The 18,775-nt window shown below is 53.0% G+C and carries 15 protein-coding genes and 1 tRNA gene; 13 read left to right on the top strand and 3 right to left on the bottom strand.

Translation table 11 applies throughout. The features are described from left to right. Window positions 1-114 precede the first annotated feature (114 nt). The 7 genes from AC128V_RS03090 to AC128V_RS03120 all read left to right on the top strand — a co-directional run bounded on the left by AC128V_RS03090 (window position 115) and on the right by AC128V_RS03120 (window position 8,605). On the top strand, window positions 115-1,779 hold the full coding sequence (locus AC128V_RS03090; RefSeq protein ID WP_482763214.1) for a DUF885 domain-containing protein: 1,665 nt from the start codon (window positions 115-117) through the stop codon (window positions 1,777-1,779). Between the two features lie 28 nt (window positions 1,780-1,807). After that, window positions 1,808-3,121, top strand: a complete 1,314-nt coding sequence (gene argG, locus AC128V_RS03095; RefSeq protein ID WP_482763215.1) for an argininosuccinate synthase — start codon at window positions 1,808-1,810, stop codon at window positions 3,119-3,121. 171 nt (window positions 3,122-3,292) lie between these two features. Next, window positions 3,293-4,270: a phosphate/phosphite/phosphonate ABC transporter substrate-binding protein gene (locus AC128V_RS03100; RefSeq protein ID WP_482763216.1), complete on the top strand. Its 978-nt coding sequence runs from the start codon at window positions 3,293-3,295 to the stop codon at window positions 4,268-4,270. 72 nt (window positions 4,271-4,342) lie between these two features. Then, window positions 4,343-5,158 carry a phosphonate ABC transporter ATP-binding protein gene (gene phnC, locus AC128V_RS03105; protein ID WP_482763217.1) on the top strand — a complete coding sequence of 272 codons (816 nt, stop codon included), beginning with the start codon at window positions 4,343-4,345 and terminating at the stop codon, window positions 5,156-5,158. Continuing rightward, window positions 5,158-6,816 carry a phosphonate ABC transporter, permease protein PhnE gene (gene phnE, locus AC128V_RS03110; RefSeq protein WP_482763218.1) on the top strand — a complete coding sequence of 553 codons (1,659 nt, stop codon included), beginning with the start codon at window positions 5,158-5,160 and terminating at the stop codon, window positions 6,814-6,816. Before phnC ends, phnE begins: the two co-directional genes overlap by 1 nt. Window positions 6,817-6,825: 9 nt before the next feature. Then, the gene (locus AC128V_RS03115) at window positions 6,826-7,950 is read left to right on the top strand and encodes an FAD-dependent oxidoreductase (RefSeq protein WP_482763219.1); all 1,125 of its coding nucleotides are present in this window, start codon (window positions 6,826-6,828) and stop codon (window positions 7,948-7,950) included. Further along, a complete protein-coding gene (locus AC128V_RS03120) occupies window positions 7,943-8,605 on the top strand; it encodes an HAD family hydrolase (protein WP_482763220.1) in 663 nt (220 codons plus the stop codon). Before AC128V_RS03115 ends, AC128V_RS03120 begins: the two co-directional genes overlap by 8 nt. On the opposite strand, the gene AC128V_RS03125 is transcribed toward AC128V_RS03120, so the two are convergent. Then, window positions 8,602-9,351, bottom strand: a complete 750-nt coding sequence (locus AC128V_RS03125; protein WP_482763221.1) for a tyrosine-protein phosphatase — start codon at window positions 9,349-9,351, stop codon at window positions 8,602-8,604. The genes AC128V_RS03120 and AC128V_RS03125 overlap by 4 nt on opposite strands. Before the next feature lie 100 nt (window positions 9,352-9,451). Between AC128V_RS03125 and AC128V_RS03130 the strand changes: the two genes are divergently transcribed. The 4 genes from AC128V_RS03130 to AC128V_RS03145 all read left to right on the top strand — a co-directional run bounded on the left by AC128V_RS03130 (window position 9,452) and on the right by AC128V_RS03145 (window position 13,574). Next, a complete protein-coding gene (locus AC128V_RS03130; protein WP_482763222.1) occupies window positions 9,452-10,633 on the top strand; it encodes an MFS transporter in 1,182 nt (393 codons plus the stop codon). Window positions 10,634-10,635: 2 nt separating this feature from the next. Further along, the gene (gene deoD, locus AC128V_RS03135; protein ID WP_482763223.1) at window positions 10,636-11,331 is read left to right on the top strand and encodes a purine-nucleoside phosphorylase; all 696 of its coding nucleotides are present in this window, start codon (window positions 10,636-10,638) and stop codon (window positions 11,329-11,331) included. 2 nt (window positions 11,332-11,333) lie between these two features. Continuing rightward, window positions 11,334-11,969, top strand: coding sequence for a LysE family translocator (locus AC128V_RS03140; RefSeq protein ID WP_482763224.1), 636 nt, complete (start codon window positions 11,334-11,336; stop codon window positions 11,967-11,969). A 228-nt stretch (window positions 11,970-12,197) separates the two neighbouring features. Further along, a complete protein-coding gene (locus AC128V_RS03145; RefSeq protein ID WP_482763225.1) occupies window positions 12,198-13,574 on the top strand; it encodes a DEAD/DEAH box helicase in 1,377 nt (458 codons plus the stop codon). A 3-nt stretch (window positions 13,575-13,577) separates the two neighbouring features. Here AC128V_RS03145 and AC128V_RS03150 read toward each other — a convergent pair whose 3' ends face one another. Further along, complete coding sequence (locus AC128V_RS03150; RefSeq protein WP_482763226.1) at window positions 13,578-14,057, bottom strand: YqhA family protein; 480 nt, start codon at window positions 14,055-14,057, stop codon at window positions 13,578-13,580. Between the two features lie 44 nt (window positions 14,058-14,101). Then, a tRNA-Arg gene (locus AC128V_RS03155) sits at window positions 14,102-14,174 on the bottom strand. Window positions 14,175-14,247: 73 nt separating this feature from the next. Between AC128V_RS03155 and AC128V_RS03160 the strand changes: the two genes are divergently transcribed. Both AC128V_RS03160 and AC128V_RS03165 read left to right on the top strand, forming a co-directional pair. After that, window positions 14,248-17,679 (top strand): bifunctional proline dehydrogenase/L-glutamate gamma-semialdehyde dehydrogenase, encoded by a 3,432-nt coding sequence (locus tag AC128V_RS03160; protein WP_482763227.1) that lies wholly within the window; start codon window positions 14,248-14,250, stop codon window positions 17,677-17,679. A 110-nt stretch (window positions 17,680-17,789) separates the two neighbouring features. Continuing rightward, the coding region (locus tag AC128V_RS03165) for an efflux RND transporter permease subunit (protein WP_482763228.1) at window positions 17,790-18,775 on the top strand (986 nt) is incomplete at its 3' end.

Raw genomic sequence — 18,775 nt, forward strand, 5'->3', positions numbered from 1 at the left:
TGCGCGTGATTCCGGCACTCGAATTGCATTTGTGGATGATCGAACCCTTGCAACCTTCAAGGTTCTCAAGGACTAGAAAGTGTGGCAACATTGTGGGGTTGAAAGGACTCCGCAATGAAGCGTGTAGAAACTCAGATCGACCAGCTTGCTAACCAATTGGTAAAGGATCAAGCGGCCACATACCCATCATTCGCCACATCAATTGGCTACCCAGGTGGCGAAGGAGATATGGATGACTACTCTCCAGAGGCCCTAGCTCAAGAGCAAACCGATATCAAAGCGGTTATTGCCAAGCTTGAAGCACTAACCCCAGCAGATGACATTGACATGGTTACCAAAGAGGCCATGCTTTTCTCACTCAAAGGTGAGATCGCGACCTACGATTCAGGCCTTGCCTTCCGCAGCCTAAACAACATTGCATCTGCTGCTCAGGGTGTCCGTGATGTTTTTGACATCTCCCCTACCGCAACTGTTGAGGACTGGGAGAACCTGTCATCGAGAATGTCCAAGGTTGGCGAGTCACTTCGCGGCTATGCCAGAAGCCTTGAAGAGGGAGCTAAGCGCAATGACGCGCCAGCAGCCCGTCAGCTCACCGAGGTAATCAAGCAGGCTGAGCAGATCACGACAGCTGATGGCTTCTTCCACACCTTTGCTAAAAACGCCAAGGCCGAAAGCGGAGAACTTCCAGAGTCGCTAAAAAAGCAACTAGCGGAGGCAGCCGTTTCAGCAACCGCTGGCTATGCCGAATTTGGCGACTACCTAAAGGGACTGCTGCCACGCAGCACCTCCCCAGATGCCATTGGACGCGAGCGCTACCAGATTCTCAGCCGCCGTTTCCTAGGGGCAACCGTTGATCTAGACGAGACCTACGAGTGGGGCAAGGAAGAACTTGCTCGTGTTATCGCAGAGCAGACCGCGGTAGCAAACGAGATTCTTCCGGGTGCATCGGTTGCAGAAGCCGTGAAGCACCTCGAGAATGACCCAAGCACCAAGCTGCACGGCACCGATGCTTTGCAGAAGTGGATGCAGAAGCTAAGCGATGAGGCAATCGCCAAGCTATCTGGAACTCACTTTGAGATCGCAGATCCAATCAAGAAGCTTGAGTGCATGATCGCTCCAACCCAGCACGGTGGCATCTACTACACCGGTCCGTCCGATGACTTCTCCCGCCCGGGCAGAATGTGGTGGTCGGTTCCGGTTGGCGTTACCGAGTTTGACACCTGGCGTGAAACCACCACCGTGTACCACGAAGGTGTTCCAGGACACCACCTGCAGGTCGCACAAGCCACCTACATTCGCGACACCCTAAACGCCTGGCGCAGGCTTTCCTCCTGGACCTCTGGTCACGGTGAGGGCTGGGCACTGTATGCAGAGCGCTTGATGGAGGAGCTTGGTTTCCTATCAAACCCTGCGGATCGTCTAGGAATGCTAGACGGACAGCGCATGCGCGCTGCCCGCGTGGTGCTTGATATCGGTGTTCACCTTGGTAAGCAGAACCTTGAGGGCACCGGGGTTTGGGACTTTGACTACGCGCTGAACTTCATGCGCAGCAACGTAAACATGAGCCCAGAGTTCGTGCGCTTTGAGGTAACCAGGTACTTCGGCTGGCCAGCACAGGCCCCGAGCTACAAGGTAGGTCAGCGTATCTGGGAGCAGATTCGCGATGACTACGCCGCTCGCAAGGGAGCAAGCTTTGACATCAAGGAGTTCCACAAGACCGCACTGAACCTTGGTGGTCTCGGTCTGGACACTCTTCGAAGTGCGATGGCAAGGGCGTAGCGGTAAGTTTTCCGTTACCCTAGAGCCTGTGTCTAAGGTTCTAGCTTCTCTACCAGTTGGTCAAAAGGTCGGTATCGCATTTTCTGGCGGTCTCGATACGTCAGTTGCGGTCGCGTGGATGCGCGAAAAAGGTGCAATTCCTTACGCCTACACCGCGAACCTTGGTCAGTACGACGAGGATGACATCGATTCGATTCCCGCTCGAGCAACCGAATATGGCGCTGAGGCTGGGCGATTGGTTGACTGCCGTGAATCTCTGGCCGAAGAAGGTCTAGCAGCTATTGCTTGCGGCGCTTTCCACATTCGCACCGGCGGCAAGGTTTACTTCAACACCACCCCATTGGGACGAGTTGTAACAGGAACTCTTTTGGTTCGCGCGATGCGTGAAGACGGCGTCGAGATCTGGGGCGATGGCTCAACCTACAAGGGCAACGACATCGAGCGCTTCTACCGCTATGGCCTTTTGGCAAACCCAAACCTCAAGATTTACAAGCCTTGGTTGGATACTGACTTTGTCACCGAACTTGGTGGCCGACACGAGATGAGCGAATGGCTACAGGAGCGAAAGCTCCCCTACCGAGCCAGCAAAGAAAAGGCTTACTCGACCGATGCCAACATGCTTGGTGCCACCCATGAGGCTAAGTCTCTTGAGTATCTCGACACCTCCTTTGAAATTGTTGAACCGATCATGGGCGTAAAGTTCTGGGATCCAAGTGTTGAGATCAAGACCGAAGACGTAAAGATCACCTTCTCGCAGGGACGGCCGGTTGCAATCAATGGCAAGATGCTAGCTTCAGCTGCGGACGTAATTATGGAGGCAAATGCCATTGGTGGCCGTCACGGCCTAGGCATGAGCGATCAGATCGAGAACCGAATCATCGAAGCCAAGAGTCGCGGTATCTACGAGGCTCCTGGAATGGCTCTGATTCACATTGCTTATGAGCGTCTTATGAGCGCGATCCACAACGAGGACACCATCGCGAACTACCACGCTGAGGGTCGTCGCATGGGTCGTTTGCTTTACGAAGGCCGCTGGCTAGACCCGCAGACCCTAATGCTCCGCGAATCACTAACCAAATGGGTTGCCAGCGCAATCAATGGCTCGGTGACCTTGAGGCTTCGCCACGGCGATGACTACACGATTGTTTCGACCGAGGGTGAGAACTTTAGCTACCACCCAGAGAAGCTCTCCATGGAGCGCACCGAGGATTCTGCTTTTGGACCGGCCGACCGTATCGGTCAGCTCACCATGCGCAACTTGGACATTCAAGACACTCGCCAAAAGCTCGATCTGTACCGCAAGCAGGGTCAGATTGAGGGCGGGCAGTTCGAGCTCACCTGAACAAACTGCGAACAAAGAACTTCGCTAGGCAAACGACAGGTTGCTATCTGAACCGTTCGATTTTTTTCTTTCAACTGCAGTTCACGAAACAATGCCTTTAGGTTGGATTTTTATAATTAGTTTCTTTCCAGTGCGGGAAGGTCCCGCCCTCAAACACGGAGAGAAACCATAATGATTTCAACAGCTACCAAGCTTTCGGCACTTGCAGCTTCCGCTGTAATGGCTGCAGTCCTAACCGGATGTGCGCCAGCTGCCGAGACCACCACTGAGACGACTTCGTCTGCTGCTACATCCACTGTCGATCGCACTGACTGGCCAGAGAAGTTGGTCTTCGGCGCTGTTCCGTCGGAAGAATCCTCGTCGCTAGTAGAGAGCTACCAAAAGATTCTTGACGCTTTAGAGGCCGGCCTAGGCATTGAAGTGGAGTTCTTCCAAGCTACCGACTATGCAGGTATCATCGAGGGCCAGGTTGCTGGCAACGTTGACCTCGCTCAGTACGGGCCTTTCTCCTATGTTCTCGCAGGTGTGCGCGGCGCGACGCTCGAGATTGCGGGCGTCATGACCGACGGCCCTGACATCGAGCCTGGCTACCAGTCTTACGGAATCACTCTCGGTTCAAATGACTCAGTCAACTCGATTGCTGACTTCGCAGGCAAGACTGTTTGCTTTGTTGACCCAGGATCAACCTCTGGATACCTTTACCCATCTGAAGGTCTTCTCTCGGCAGGTATTGACCTAGAAACCGGCATCACTCCGGTCTTTGCAGGTGGCCACGATGCATCTGTTCTATCAGTCAAGAACGGTGACTGCGAAGTTGGCTTCGCTTTCGACGCAATGGTTGACAAGAACCTAATCGAGTCTGGCGACATCGCAGAGGGTGAAATCAAGACAGTATGGAAGTCTGAAGTAATCGCTGGATCTCCGCTTGCAATGCAGGCAGGTCTGCCAGAGAGCCTGAAGGCAGAGATCAAGCGCATCATCCTGGAAGAAGTAAACGTTGATGCTCTGATTGCCGCTGGCATTTGCACCACCGTGGATGACTGTGGTCTGACTGACGAGAATGTCTGGGGTTACGTTGAGAAGGATGACTCCTTCTACGACGGCGTTCGCAAGGTTTGCAAGACCACCGGCTCTTCAAAGTGTGAGTAATTTCTTCAGATAATTGTCAAAACCGGGGGCCAGCTGATGGCCTCCGGTTTTGTCACAAACCAAGAGGTGAAGATGACTCAGACAGTAATTGACGTGCAATATGTAACAAAAGTTTTTCCAAACGGCACCGTTGCGCTCAAGGGCGTTAGCCTCTCAGTGCCAAAGGGTCAAATGATGGCCCTAATTGGGCTTTCAGGCTCAGGAAAGTCAACGCTGATGCGCCACCTGAACGGCCTCACCCAACCAACAACTGGCGACATTCACGTCCTGGGCACGCATGTGAATAGCGCTAACCCAAGGGAACTGCGTGCCTTGCGTCGACAAGTCGGCTTCATCTTTCAGCAGTTCGGGCTGGTGGGTCGTCTGACCGCGATAGAGAACGTGCTCAGCGGAGCACTTGGCTCGATTTCCGGTCCAAGATTCGGTGTTGCTAGCTACAAGCTCGAGTTAAGAAAGCAGGCCATGGAGCACCTCGACAGAGTCGGACTAGGTGACTATGCCTTCCAGCGAGCTGACACACTGTCCGGAGGTCAAATGCAGCGAGTTGCTATTGCGCGTTCGCTAATGCAGAAACCTTCTCTAATGCTTGCCGATGAACCAGTTGCCTCGCTGGACCCGGAGTCCAGCGCCCAGGTCATGGATATCATGCTGCGCATTGCAAAAGAGGAGGACCTCACTGTAGTTGTGACACTGCATCAGGTTGAACTTGCAATGGGCTGGGCAGATCGAATCGTTGGCCTACGCGACGGTGTCGTGGTTTTGGACGATGAGCCCAAGAAGATCGGAACCAAGAAGGTCATGGAGGTTTACCAGCGCGTCACTCCAGAGGGGATGAACGCAGAGGAATTAGCGAAGGAATCGCTATTCAAGATGGGCAAACTCAGCTAATGCAGGGCCTGCGACCCGGAGGCAAGCCAAACCTCACACCTAAAATCACCAAACCAACGTTTGTAACCAGAGGGACAATTTCTGGATTCTTCTTGGTGGCGGTTTGGGGATGGATCTTCGTGGACATGGACTTGGTGTCGGTTTTTGCGGGCCTCGATGACATAAATAACCTGATTGACTACATGCTCCCACCGTCCTTTGCAGACTGGGAACGCGCGCTGAAGCTCACCCTGGAGACTTTTTGGATAGCGGTTTTAGGCACATTCATCGCTTTGGTGCTCAGTGTGCCATTAGCGTTCATGGCAGCCCGAAACACAACCCCGCACCCTGCCGTATACGCCTTAGCCCGCGGAGTAATTGTTTTTTCGCGCGCCGTCCCTGACCTCGTATTTGCTCTGATTTTCGTTCGAGCTCTTGGAATCGGGGTACTCCCGGGAATTCTGGCGCTCGCCTTTCACTCGATTGGAATGGTTGGCAAGCTCCTGGCAGATGCAATAGAACAGACAGACCCGGCACCCAGAGAAGCAGTTAACTCGGTAGGAGCAACCAGCTTGCAGTCGATTATCGCGACCATCGTGCCACAAATCACTCCGGCCTTCATTTCTGTTGCGCTTTTCCGACTCGACATTAACCTAAGGTCATCAACCGTTCTAGGCCTTGTTGGAGCCGGTGGCGTGGGGTTGCTGCTCAAGGAGCGGCTGGGGCGCTTGGATTACTCCGAGGCACTTGGTGTCGTTGCAATTATCTTCGGCTTCATCCTTGCGATGGAACTGCTATCGGCAGCAGTGCGCTCTATATTGCTGAAACAAGAGGGTGACTCCAAGAACCACAATTCAGGTGCGGATGCAGTAGGTGAACCAGCTGTCAGAGCCAATCCTAGAATCTTGCCACCTTGGACTCGCATGCGTCTGATCACAAACGGCTATGGGTACTTTTTTATGGGGTTGATCCTCGCCGGCTTTGTATCGGTCCAGGTTGACTTTCTAGAGCTCCTGGGAAGTTTCGGGGAAATCTTTACCTTCACGCTAAGAATGTTCCCACCTGACTTTGCCTCTGCGTGGCCTCAAATTGTCCAGGGAATCACTGAAACACTGGCAATCGCTGCGGTGTCTACTGTTCTTGGTTCGCTTATTTCCATCCCTTTGGGATTCTTGGCCGCTGCCAACGTAACTGTAAACAAACTCGTTTACGGAATCACCAGGGTGATTCTTGTAATCATTCGAGGCATTCCGGAACTGATTTTGGCGATTGTGTTTGTTGCGGCCACCGGGCTGGGTCCTGTTGCGGGTATTTTCGCACTGTCCATCGGCACTGCAGGCTTTCTGGCCAAGCTGCTCGCAGATGCGATCGAAGAAATCAATCCAGCTCCCAGAGAGGCTGTCCGGGCCACTGGAGCAACACGATTCCAGGAACTCTTCGTTTCAGTTTTACCGCAGGTCATGCCTGCTCTTATTGGGCAGTTGCTCTACACCTTTGACATAAACATACGCTCATCGGCAATTCTTGGCATTGTGGGCGGTGGTGGCATTGGCTTTCTTCTTTTTAACTCCTTGAAGGTCCTGCGTTTTGACACAACAGGGGCAATTATCCTTGCGATTTTCATCATCGTTTACCTCATCGAAATTCTTGCCGGTTACGTTCGTAAGCAAGTCATTTAGGAGCTGATTATGTCTGATGTTCTGATCGTAGGTGCAGGTGTCTTTGGGACAATGCACGCCTACTTCGCTCTCGAGGCTGGCCATCATGTCACGCTGATTGAGAGAGATGCCAAACCATCTGGTGCATCCGTTAGGAACTTCGGCATGGTCGCCGTAGGAGGACGCGCAGCAGGAGAAGAGCTTCAGGTTGCGCTTCGAGCGAGAGAGCTGTGGGGGAAAATCGCCCTGGAGCACCCAGAACTGACGTTTCGCGCAACCGGATCCATCTTGGTGGCCACCAAAGACAATCACCAAGAGGTGATTGAGGAGGTGGCCGAGTATCCCGATGCCGAACTTCGTGGGTGGAGGGCGATTGATCGAAAAGAATTGCAGGAGATCAACCCGGGCATTAAAGGGTCAAATGTTTTCGGTGGGCTCTACTGCTCGCAAGACGCCGTCGTCGAACCACATCTGGTGCTGGGCGAAATGCGCGACATCATGCACAAAAACTCTCACTTCAAATATCTTCCAGGTCAAGAAGTTACTGGCATTACAGATACCGGAGCTTCGGTCACGCTTCAGCTACGAAGTGGTAGCGAAGTTGCTGGCGACTGCGTATTCGTGGTTCCCGGTGCTGATCACAACACGCTATTCCCGGACTTGTTAAAACAGGCACCGTTACGAAGGGTCTTCTTGCAGATGGCACGTCTGGAGCACCCTGGAGTAACTCTAACGACCTCTATTGCGAACTTTGACTCGCTGAGGTTTTATCCCGGGTACCGCGGTACTGCTATCGAAAAGCTTGAACCAGTGCGCTCTTTGGTATCTGAGATGGTCATGCAATTGCTATTGCAGCAGCGGATCGATGGCACCCTCACCATGGGAGATACCCATGTTTACGAAGAGCCCTTCCCGCACGAGATGCGCGAAGACTGTTACGAACTGCTGCTCGATGAGGTTGAATCGATCCTTGGCACAAGACCCAGAGTCGTAACCCGATGGCAGGGTATCTACAGCCAAAACACAGCCGACCTTATTTGCGTCCGAGAGAAAGTTGGCGACCGAATTATGGTCGTTACCGGTCCCGGCGGCCGAGGCAACACCCTATCCCCCGCAATCGCAGAAACCTCAATCAAGGAGATGTTCATTGTTTAAGCTCGCGGTATTTGACGTAGCAGGAACCATCGTTTCCGACGATGGCGTCGTTTTGGCAGCCTTTGAAGAGGCATTCCGCGAGGTGGTTCCTGGGCTCTGGGATGAGCAATCGGAAAAATTCATCAAGTATGCAACAGACACTATGGGCCAGGCGAAGATTGAAGTTTTCGAGCACCTACTTGGTTCACAAGAACTTGCCAACCAGGCAGCTCTGAAATTTCAGGACTATTACCTAACCCGTGCTTCTGAAGCAAAGCCTTTTGTGGGTGTGGAGCAAATGTTCAAGTCATTGAGATCCAACGGAGTCAAAATAGCAGTCAACACTGGATTCAATCGCTCAACCCTTGACCAAATGATTTCGGGACTGGGTTGGGTTGACCTGATTGATGCAACAGCCACGCCATCGGAAACTAATGAGGGTCGCCCTTCGCCTGCAATGCTGCGATACGTTGCAGATACCCTCGGCGTTGAGGATCCAACTGAAGTTGCCATTTTGGGAGATACCGCATCTGATATTGAAAGCGGCATTCGTTTTGGCGCGGGCCTAAAGGTAGGCGTTCTCTCGGGCGCCCACGATTCAGACACCCTGTTGCAGGCTGGGGCGGACCTTGTAGTTCCTGATGTGACTTATGTTTTGGAGCTGTTGCTCGACTAATCCACGAGCTTGATTCTCAACTGAGCAACGCTCTTGGACGAGAGTCCCGCCGCGATCATGGTTTGAGTAATTGTCGTGCCGTCTGAGGCAACCGCTGCAAACATCGCTTCTAGAGCCTGCGGCTGGGCTCGCATGAGTGCTCCGGACTTTCGCATGGTCTCTTCGTTCCAGAACGGTTGACTATGAGCTAAGCGGGCCAAAATTTGAGGAAGATTAGCGTCGGTGCGAGCAAAGTCGCGAACAATGTGACCCCTATCGACCTCTAGCAGGGAATAGAGAGTTGAGGCAAAGATTCCCGTGCGGTCTTTTCCAATGGCGCAGTGAAAAAGCGCAGGACCTGCGTGCTCTGCGATTGCAGAGACTCCTTCAGCAATCATTGGCGCGGCCTTGCGTAGGACATCTGCATACCAATAACCCAGCATTTCATTTGTGAACTCTTGGCTTAGGTGCTCAGAACCAAGATTGTGATCTTCTCCGATGTAGTCAAGTAGCGGCAGATGTAAATAGTCGATTGCCTCTTTAGCTAGCGGCCCCCTGCCAATACTTTCCAGCTCTGCTTTTGAACGAAAGTCAATAATGAGACCTAGCTTCAGATCCAGTAGCTCGCTGAGTTGAGCATCATCAATGGTGGCAACGTCGTCCGACCGGAACAATAGCCCCGACTTGACGGCTCCAAGGTTACCTGCGGCACCACCGAGGTCACGCAAATTGGCCAACCTGGTTACTGGATGGTTTTTGTCAATCATGTTCTCAAAATAGACCGTGCAGGTTAAGTTGCGCCCAACAACTGGTGAGCAGAAAGACATGGGTGCCAGACGGGCCTGGATTCGTTTGTAATCTTTTGAAATGCCCAAGACGCGCAAACAATTGACGGTTCAGCTTGGAATCACTCAAACGATTGGTTACGCCTCTTCCTACTACCTCTCTGCAATTTTGGCCGAGCCCATTTCTCGAGACCTTGGGTTTCGGTTCGAGAACTACTTCGGCTACGTAGCGTTAGCTTCGATACTCGGCGGACTACTGGGACCGATCTTGGGGAAGCAAATTGATCGATTCGGTGGTCGAGTCGTGTTGCCTGCAGCTTCTGTACTCTTCGCAATTGGCCTTGGGTTGATGTCGCTGGCTACCGATCCGATTAGCTTTGGGGCGGCTTGGTTAGTCGTGGGCATTGCAATGGCTGCAGGACTCTATGACGCTGCCTTCGCTTCAGCCGTCGAGATTCTTGGGGATCAGGCGCGTCGCACGATCGCCGGGATAACCTTGATCGCTGGGTTCGCCAGTACCATTGGCTGGCCGATCACCTCATGGATCGAGGGGAAGTTCTCATGGCGTGAGGCACTATTGTTTTGGGCCATAACCCACATCCTGATCTCGCTGCCTTTGCACCTGTCACTGCCTGGTGGAAAGCGTGATCAGCGCCACGGGAGACGCAGTCTTCGAGCTGCTACTGGGCAAGACGCGGCTCCGGTTTCAAGGGTTTTGGTTGTGCTCACAAGTGCGCTTTTCGTCTTTGGCGGTTTTGTGCAGGTTGCAATGGGGGCACACTTACCTCTCGTGATTGACATCGCGGGCGCAAGTGGAGAGTTCGCCCTGCTTGCCGCGACACTGCTCGGTCCGGGCCAAGTGTTGGCAAGACTATTGCAGGTAATCTTTCCTGAACTGCTAACGCCAGTGTTGGTTGCAGTGCTAGCGCTTGTGCTGCATCCGATAGGTGCATCCGCTTTGGCGCTATACAACGAGCTTGGCTACGTCGCATTCGCGTTTCTGCATGGCATGGGCTCTGGTTTTCTCACGGTGGCGGCAGGTGTCCTTCCGCTACACCTTTTTGGTTCCAAGAACTACGGGCATCGCCAGGGTCATATCATGGCCGCATCGGATATTCTTCTCAGTTTCGCGCCAGTTATCTTCGGCCTTGCTTTGGTAGAGATGGGCATTCTTTCACTTACGCTGAGTATTTCCAGTTCACTTGTTGCATTGGCAATTTTGATGTTCCTAGTTCGTCAACATCGGGAAACTTCTAGACTCTAGATGTGAGCACCCACATTGCAGCCAAGCCAGGTGAGATAGCCGATATCGTTCTTTTGCCTGGAGATCCACTTCGTGCGAAGTGGATTGCAGAGAATTTGCTCGAGAACGCAACCCTATATTCCAGCGTGCGAAACATGTTTGGTTTCACTGGTGAATTCCAAGGAACGCGAATCTCGGTGCAGGGCACCGGCATGGGTGCGCCTTCCATTGGCATTTATGCACACGAACTCTTCAACGACTACGGTGTGCAAACCGCTATTCGCGTTGGTACCTCGGGTGGTTTGCCTCCGACTAAATTGCGCGATGTTGTTATTGCAATGGCGGCCTCTACCGACTCCGCAATCAATCGCAGAGCGACCAACGGCTTGGACTTCTCCCCCATCGCGGATTATGAACTACTTGAAAAGGCAGTTGCTAAGGCGAGAACAATGGGCATCGACTTCCACATCGGTGGTGTCGTATCAGGCGATCTCTTTTATGACGAGACTGATTCTTTGGAGCAGTGGAAGAAACTCGGCATTTTGGCGCTGGAAATGGAAACCAGCCAGCTCTACACCCTGGCCGCAAGATTTGGCAGAAAAGCGCTCTCCATTCTGACCGTTTCGGACCTAATGGACGGTTCTGCCTCGACCTCCTCGGAAGAGCGCGAGACTGGCTTTAGGAATATGGTCGACATCGCTTTGGCCGCAGCGCTCTAATAGTGCTTCCTAGCTCCTCAAACCTCACAGCATTCCTGGTGCTAGCGCTAGTAATCATTGTGGTTCCAGGGCCTGGCGTGCTTTTCACCATTGGTAGAGCACTAATTTTGGGCACCAAAGCAGCTCTATTGAGCGTTTTGGGCAATGCCTTCGGTGTCGGCATCCAGATAGTTGTTATTTCACTTGGCCTTGGGGTTGCGATTCAGCAGTCGGAGCTATTGTTTTTGGCTATTCGGGTGTTTGGCGCTGGGATGATCATTTACCTCGGTGTCAAAGCCATTCTTTCTCGTGCCGACTTTGATCTGGAAGTGGAGGCGGAGCGCAGCAGCGCCACAATGGTGGTTCGGCAATCCTTTCTGGTTGGCATCACAAATGCCAAGACCTTCGTGTTCTTCATCGCTGCCCTACCCTCATTCACATCCCCAGAACTAGGTAATCCAGTCATCCAAATGTTGCTGCTGGGAGCAATTTTTAGCGTTATTGGCGTCCTCTCTGACTCGGTCTATGCAATTGCCGCTGGACAGGCAAGGAGCTGGCTTGCTAGCTCCCACCAGCGCCTTGCTACCTTCCGCGGCATTGGTGGGCTTGCACTTACACTCCTAGGTCTCTACATGCTTTATGAGGCCGTTTTTCACTAGCCTCCAACGCTCCCAAGGAAAATAAACCTTCGGAAAAAGGCCAGCTGGACTAGGCTTTAGGTAATGAGCGGGAAACCGCAACATTGCGTCGTAGAACGCTCCACTTCCAGTGGATTCTCTCTTCCTTCGGCGAACGAATGCATCAAATGATGCGTACGCCATTTCGAGCCAAAAGGCTCGTCCAACAAATCGATGCTTTAGCCATCGAGTGAAAGCAATTAAAAACTTATGTCTCAAAAATCATTTATCGATCTTGGCGTGCCTGCAGCGATTGCAGACGTGCTTAGCGCTCAGGGTATTGACTCCCCTTTTCCTATTCAGGTTGACACCTTGCCTGACACACTTGCCGGCAGGGACGTTCTAGGCCGCGGTAAGACCGGCTCTGGTAAAACCCTTGCCTTCAGTATTCCAATGGTTGCAAGGCTTGCTGGCAAGCGCGGAAACACAGATCGCAAGCCTCGCGGCTTGGTGCTTGCACCAACCAGAGAGCTTGCTACTCAGATCACCCAGACCCTGCAGCCAATCGCTGAGGCAATGAACCTTAGGGTCACCACAATCTTTGGTGGAATTTCTCAGCAGCGCCAGGTTCAGGCTCTTAGGGCCGGTGTTGAAATCATCGTTGCCACCCCAGGTCGCATTGAAGACCTAATGGCTCAGGGTTTTCTAAAGCTCGACGCCATTGAGGTGACAGTTTTGGATGAGGCCGACCACATGGCAGACCTTGGCTTTTTGCCTGGTGTGACCAGAATCTTGAACGCTACCCCTTCGGGTGGACAGCGCCTACTGTTCTCGGCAACTTTGGACAACGGCGTGAACAAGCTTGTAGACAAGTTCCTCTCGAACCAGGTGATGCACTCTGTTGATGAGGTCAACTCCCCTGTCGCCCAGATGACTCACCATGTGTTTGAGGCGTCGGATGCGCAAACAAAGAAGCAACTAATTCACGCCCTTGCCTCTGGCACTGGACGAAGAATTCTGTTTATGCGCACCAAGCACACTGCCAAGAAGCTTGCAAGAACCTTGACCCAGGCCGGCATCCCAGCGGTTGACCTCCATGGCAACCTGTCCCAACCGGCTCGTGACCGCAACCTGGCTGCGTTCAGTGAGGGCAAGGTAAAGGTTTTGGTCGCTACCGATGTAGCTGCTCGAGGCGTACACGTTGACTTTGTAGACCTTGTGGTTCACGTTGACCCACCTGCCGAGCACAAGGCCTACCTTCACCGCTCCGGCAGAACCGCTCGAGCCGGTGCTGAGGGTGACGTAGTTACCATCACACTGCCTGAGCAGCGAAAAGACGTTACTGACCTACTCAAGATGGCAAAGATCAATATGGTTCCGATGCGCGTTAGCGCGAAGTCCGATGAGGTTGTCGCTCTTATTGGTGAGGTTGCACCATACGTCAAGCCTGTAGCTGAGGCTCCTCAGCCTCAGGGTGGTGGCGGAACCTCAAATGGTCGCAACGCTCAACGCAAGCGTGCCCTAAAGCAATCTGGTCCGGCCCAGCCAAAATCTGGCAGACCGAATGTTCAGGGTGGTAATCAGGAGCGAACTGCAAAGCCTGCAAGGCCAGCAAACGCTAACCGCAATCGCCAGCGCTCTCGCTAAAACCTAGCTCTTGTCATCGGAGTTCTTGCTCTGTTTTTTAGTGGCGTAGGCAAAGAGAGCGAGACCAGCGACTAGGGCTCCAGCGCCAACTCCGTAAGAGATGACATCGGCACCACGCTTGGCGTCAACGAAGATTCCGACAAAGACCACTGCAATAATCGCAACGACAACTCCGATCAGCTTCGATTTGAGGTCATCGAGGTCTCTAACCTGCAACCAGGCCGGGACTTCGATGTCGGCATCGACAAACAACTCGTAGAGGCCATAGCCAATAACCAAGAGCACGGTGCCCAGCAGGATTGCATCAACCGCGGTTAGCACCTCAACGATGGTGTCCTTGAGGTATGCCTGATTCACCACGGTGTCATAGACCACCTGAATCATGGCGACCGAGCCGCGGAGCATCAATAGCAGTGCTCCGATGATCGAAGCGATAGCTGGCACGATAACCGCGTAGCGGGTGAGGCCCAATAGTTTGCGCATGCTCTCTTTATAGCATCAAAACGCATGCCAGCGGGTACGAAAAGCGCCCTCGGCAGGAATCGAACCTGCGACCAAGAGATTAGAAGGCTCTTGCTCTATCCACTGAGCTACGAGGGCAAGATGCCAATTCTATTGCCTCGAAATGGTTAGAGTTAATGTTGCAAATATCATTCCGGCTTCAAGGGGACCAATGTCGCTTTCCACAACTCAGATTCCTGCCATTCAAGGCAGAGAAGAACTGATCGAGGCGGCTATTGCCCAGACTCAAAATTGGATTGAAGAGGCAGCAAAGCTGCCGACTCCAAAGGCATCCAAGCGTCTAGCAGGACTGCTTCAAGATCCAAACGGACTCGAATTTGCGGTTGGATTCGTTGATGGCGTGATTCGCCCAGAAGATAAAAAGGTTGCCGCCAAGAATCTAAACCAACTTCGCAAGCTAACGCCTAAGTTCTTGCCCTTCGCACTTCGCTTTCTAATTTCCCTAGGCGCGGTGTTTGCACCGCTGTTCCCTCAGATAGTTGTACCAATCGCCCGCAAGGTGCTTAGGAATATGGTGAGCCACCTGGTGATCGACGCATCGATGGGGAAACTCGGTCCTGCGCTTCGACGAATTAAGGGATCCGGCGCGAAGCTCAACATAAACCTGCTGGGTGAGGCAGTGCTTGGAGATCTTGAGGCCAAGCGCAAACTCAATAAAACTGCGGAGCTTCTGAGCCGCAAGGACATTGACTACATCTCCCTGAAGGTTTCTGCCACCACTGCCCCACACTCCAAGTGGGCATTTGATGAAAACGTCACCGAGGTTGTTGAGCGTCTAACTCCGCTTTACGAACTGGCCATGCGCGATGGTGCAAACAAGTTCATCAACTTGGACATGGAGGAATACCACGACCTAGAACTCACAATCGAGGTCTTTAAGCGCATTTTGTCCAAGCCTCAGTTCAAATCACTGCCTGCTGGAATCGTGCTACAGGCATATCTACCTGACGCGCTTCGAGCCATGATCGACCTCCAGCAGTGGGCTGCCCTCAGAGTCCTTGCCGGTGGTGCTGCAATCAAGGTAAGAGTCGTAAAGGGTGCCAATTTACCAATGGAGCAGGTCGATGCCGAAATGCATGGCTGGCCACTGGCAACCGTTGAGTCGAAGGCTGCAGCAGATGCCAACTACAAGCGCGTGCTGAACTACGCACTTACCCAAGATCGCATTCAGAATGTTCGAATCGGTGTTGCCGGACATAATCTTTTTGACCTCGCTTTTGCGTGGACGCTGTCTCAGCATCGCGGTATTGAAAACGGTATGGATGTCGAGATGTTGCTCGGCATGGCCCCGGCTCAGGCCGAAGTGGTTCGCAAGAGCGTTGGTTCCCTGGTTCTCTACACTCCGGTTGTTCACCCGCAAGAGTTTGACGTTGCTATTGCCTACCTGATTCGCAGACTTGAAGAGGGTGCCAGCAAGGAAAACTTCCTCTCCAATGCATTCCAGCTGAGCAAGCAAGAGTCGTTCGCTATCGAGAAGAATCGCTTCGTAGCCTCCATGTCGATGCTGGATGACCAGGTTCCAATTCCAAATCGCCTGCAGGATCGTCGTAATGACTCGGCAGTGACCCCGGCAGCTGGATTTGGGAATGCTCCAGACACTGACCCGGCGCTAGCTGGTAACAGAATCTGGGCTTACGAGATCATCAAGCGCAGTGGCTCCTCTCGACTTGGAAAGCTTGAGATTGAAAAACAGTTCATCGAAACCGAGACTGCGCTAAAAGAAGCAATTGCCACTGCCGAGCAGGCTGGAATTGAGTGGGGTAAGCGCGACCCTTACGAAAGAGCCGCTCTCCTACATCAAATTGGTGTGTTGCTAGAGCGCAACCGAGCCGACCTCATTGAGGTTGCGATGAGCGAGACCGGTAAGGCTTTTGACCAGGCGGATGCCGAAGTTTCAGAGGCCATCGACTTTGCTCACTACTACGCAGAGCAGGCCAAAAAGCTCTCCGAGATCGATGGCGCCGTGGCAAAGCCAAGAAGAGTTACTCTGGTCACCCCTCCTTGGAATTTCCCAATCGCTATTCCTGCCGGCAGCGCTCTTGCCGCTATTGCAGCTGGTTCCGCGGTGGTCTTCAAGCCTGCGGGTCAGGCTGCTCGATGTGGTGCGGTAGTTGCATCACTATTGAATGAGGTTTTGCCGGCGGGTGTTTTGGTGCCGATTCAGCTAGCAGAGCGCGCCCTTGGCGCGCAGCTGATCTCACATCCTGATGTGGACCAGGTGATCCTGACCGGTGGTTTTGAGACTGCTGAGCGATTTCGCAAGTTCAACCCGAACCTAAGACTGTTCGCAGAGACCAGTGGTAAAAACGCGATCATCGTGACCCCGAACGCGGATCTAGACCTTGCGGTCAAGGACATTGCCTACTCGGCATTTGGCCACGCCGGTCAAAAGTGTTCTGCCGCTTCACTCGTAATTTTGGTTGGCTCGGTTGCTAAATCAAAGCGATTTATGCGCCAGTTAGAAGATGCGGTCAAGTCGATTCACGTGGCTCACCCGCAAGACCCAATGGCCCAAATGGGACCTGTTATTGAGGCACCACAGGGCAAGCTGTTAAAGGGACTAACCAGCCTTGAGCGCGGCGAGAACTGGCTACTAGAGCCAAAGAAGCTTGATGACTCAGGCAAGCTTTGGTCTCCTGGAATTCGGACCGGGGTTCGTCCAGGCTCTAGGTCACACAAAACCGAATACTTTGGACCGATGCTGTCGGTGATGACCGCACGCGATCTCGAGGATGCGATTGCGCTACAAAATGCCGTTGATTATGGCCTAACCGCCGGTCTTCACTCGCTAGAACCGAATGAGATCAACCTTTGGATCTCCAAGGTGCAGGCAGGAAACCTTTACGTCAACCGCACCATCACCGGCGCAATCGTCCAGCGCCAGCCATTTGGTGGCTGGAAGCGCAGCTCAATCGGTCCAACCGCAAAAGCTGGTGGCCCAAACTACCTGGCGACTCTGACCGACTTTGGGTCCAAGCCAGCGATGTTGCGCGAAGTGATTAAGGACAAGCAGCTGTTGCAGATTTTGGCACTGGCGGCAGAGAGCGAACTAACTGACTCAGAGGTTGAGTCGCTAACCCGTGGACTGCAAAACGACATCGCTGCTAGACGTGATTACTTCCCGCAGCGCACTGACCCAAGTGGTCTGCAAAGCGAGATCAACTTACTGCGCTATGTTCCGGCGGGCTGCGAGCTCAGAATCAGCGAATCAGCAACTCGATATGACTCTTGGAGATCGATTGCAACCATGGCAGCTCTTGGCAACGGGTCGGTTTCAGCATATGAAATCCCGCAGCGCCTGTTGAAACCGCTAAGGAAGCTTGGCGTGAGCATCAAGATCGAATCGGAATCCCAGTGGTTGGCAAGAGTTGGTGGTTCCCAGAGCCGAGTTCGCTGGATTGGCGCTTCTACTCCGGTTGCTGCTGACTCCGTTTTGGCAAGTTGTGAGATTGCAATTTACGATCAAAAGCCCACCGAATCTGGCTACCTGGAGCTACTCCCCTACTTCAAGGAGCAGGCAGTGGCCATCACGGCTCATCGCTTTGGTAACCCGGTTCGATTCATAAAGGCTTTGGACTTCTAGAAGCGCAGCTTTTGAAGCCAGTTGGTTATCCGTAAAGCCTAGAAAATAGTGGGTTTTTGGGAGTATTCTTGGTAGTTGGCTGTTCTAACTAGTCATCTAAACATTCGAGGTTGAAGTTGTTCTTACTTTCTAAGCTTTCTCTTGCCAATCGCGCCGTCGTAGCGCTAGTCACCGTGATCATTGCGGCTTTTGGCGTTCTGTCGCTCGGCAGTCTCAAGCAGGAGTTGATTCCTTCAATCGAGATTCCATCCGCTGCGATTGTGACCAGCTATGCGGGAGCCTCTCCTGAGGTTGTCGACAAGCAGGTATCGGTGCCAATTGAGAATTCAGTCTTGGGCTTAGAAAACCTAGAATCCACCACCGTCACCTCAACCACTGGCCTGTCTGTAATTCGAGTTTCATTTGCTTTCGGAACCACTACCGCCCAGGCGACAGAGCGCCTAAACAATGCCCTGAGCAAGGTCCAGGGCTCACTGCCACAGGGCGCTGAGCCTCAGGTGCTGTCAGGGTCTTTTGACTCTGTTCCAATCATCGTGCTTGCGGTTTCTGCAGACAACGGTGACAACGAAGCGATTGGCAAAGAGCTTGAGCAGAGTGCTCCAAGTATTTTCCAGCAGGTTGATGGAGTCCGCGACGTTGCGGTTTCCGGAGCAATCACCAAGCAGGTAAACCTAACTTTGAACCAGTTCCGTCTGGCTTCCGCAGGACTAACCCAGCGCGACATTGCAACCGCTCTAACCGCTAATGGCCTTGTGCTTCCGGTTGGAACCCTGGTAGATGACAATGGCTCGATCGCTATCCAGATGGGCTCGGCGGTCAGCACCGTTGAGGCAATCGAGGCACTTCCACTGGTTGGCGGCAGCTCATCGAGTGTTGTAACCATCGGTGATGTTGCCGATGTTGTCTACGAGGACTCTCCGGTCACTTCGATCGCAAGAACTAACGGCAAGCCATCACTTGCTGTTTCCATCACCAAGACTCCAGATGCCAACACAGTTGCAGTGTCTAACGGTGTTCAGGATCTCGTGTCCGAGCTCGAGGTTGCTCTGGGTGGAGACGTGACCATCGTTACCACTTTGGACCAGGCTCCTTTTAT

The organism is Aquiluna sp. (genome assembly GCF_965064355.1).

What these genes read in the sequence shown, in the direction of transcription:
- AC128V_RS03160 (WP_482763227.1), top strand. Translation starts at nt 14,248, where the DNA reads ATGTCGCTTTCCACAACTCAGATTCCTGCCATTCAAGGCAGAGAAGAA.
- AC128V_RS03130 (WP_482763222.1), top strand. Translation starts at nt 9,452, where the DNA reads ATGCCCAAGACGCGCAAACAATTGACGGTTCAGCTTGGAATCACTCAA.
- phnC (WP_482763217.1), top strand. Translation starts at nt 4,343, where the DNA reads ATGACTCAGACAGTAATTGACGTGCAATATGTAACAAAAGTTTTTCCA.
- AC128V_RS03150 (WP_482763226.1), bottom strand. Translation starts at nt 14,057, where the DNA reads ATGCGCAAACTATTGGGCCTCACCCGCTACGCGGTTATCGTGCCAGCT.
- AC128V_RS03115 (WP_482763219.1), top strand. Translation starts at nt 6,826, where the DNA reads ATGTCTGATGTTCTGATCGTAGGTGCAGGTGTCTTTGGGACAATGCAC.
- AC128V_RS03090 (WP_482763214.1), top strand. Translation starts at nt 115, where the DNA reads ATGAAGCGTGTAGAAACTCAGATCGACCAGCTTGCTAACCAATTGGTA.
- AC128V_RS03125 (WP_482763221.1), bottom strand. Translation starts at nt 9,351, where the DNA reads ATGATTGACAAAAACCATCCAGTAACCAGGTTGGCCAATTTGCGTGAC.
- AC128V_RS03100 (WP_482763216.1), top strand. Translation starts at nt 3,293, where the DNA reads ATGATTTCAACAGCTACCAAGCTTTCGGCACTTGCAGCTTCCGCTGTA.
- AC128V_RS03145 (WP_482763225.1), top strand. Translation starts at nt 12,198, where the DNA reads ATGTCTCAAAAATCATTTATCGATCTTGGCGTGCCTGCAGCGATTGCA.
- phnE (WP_482763218.1), top strand. Translation starts at nt 5,158, where the DNA reads ATGCAGGGCCTGCGACCCGGAGGCAAGCCAAACCTCACACCTAAAATC.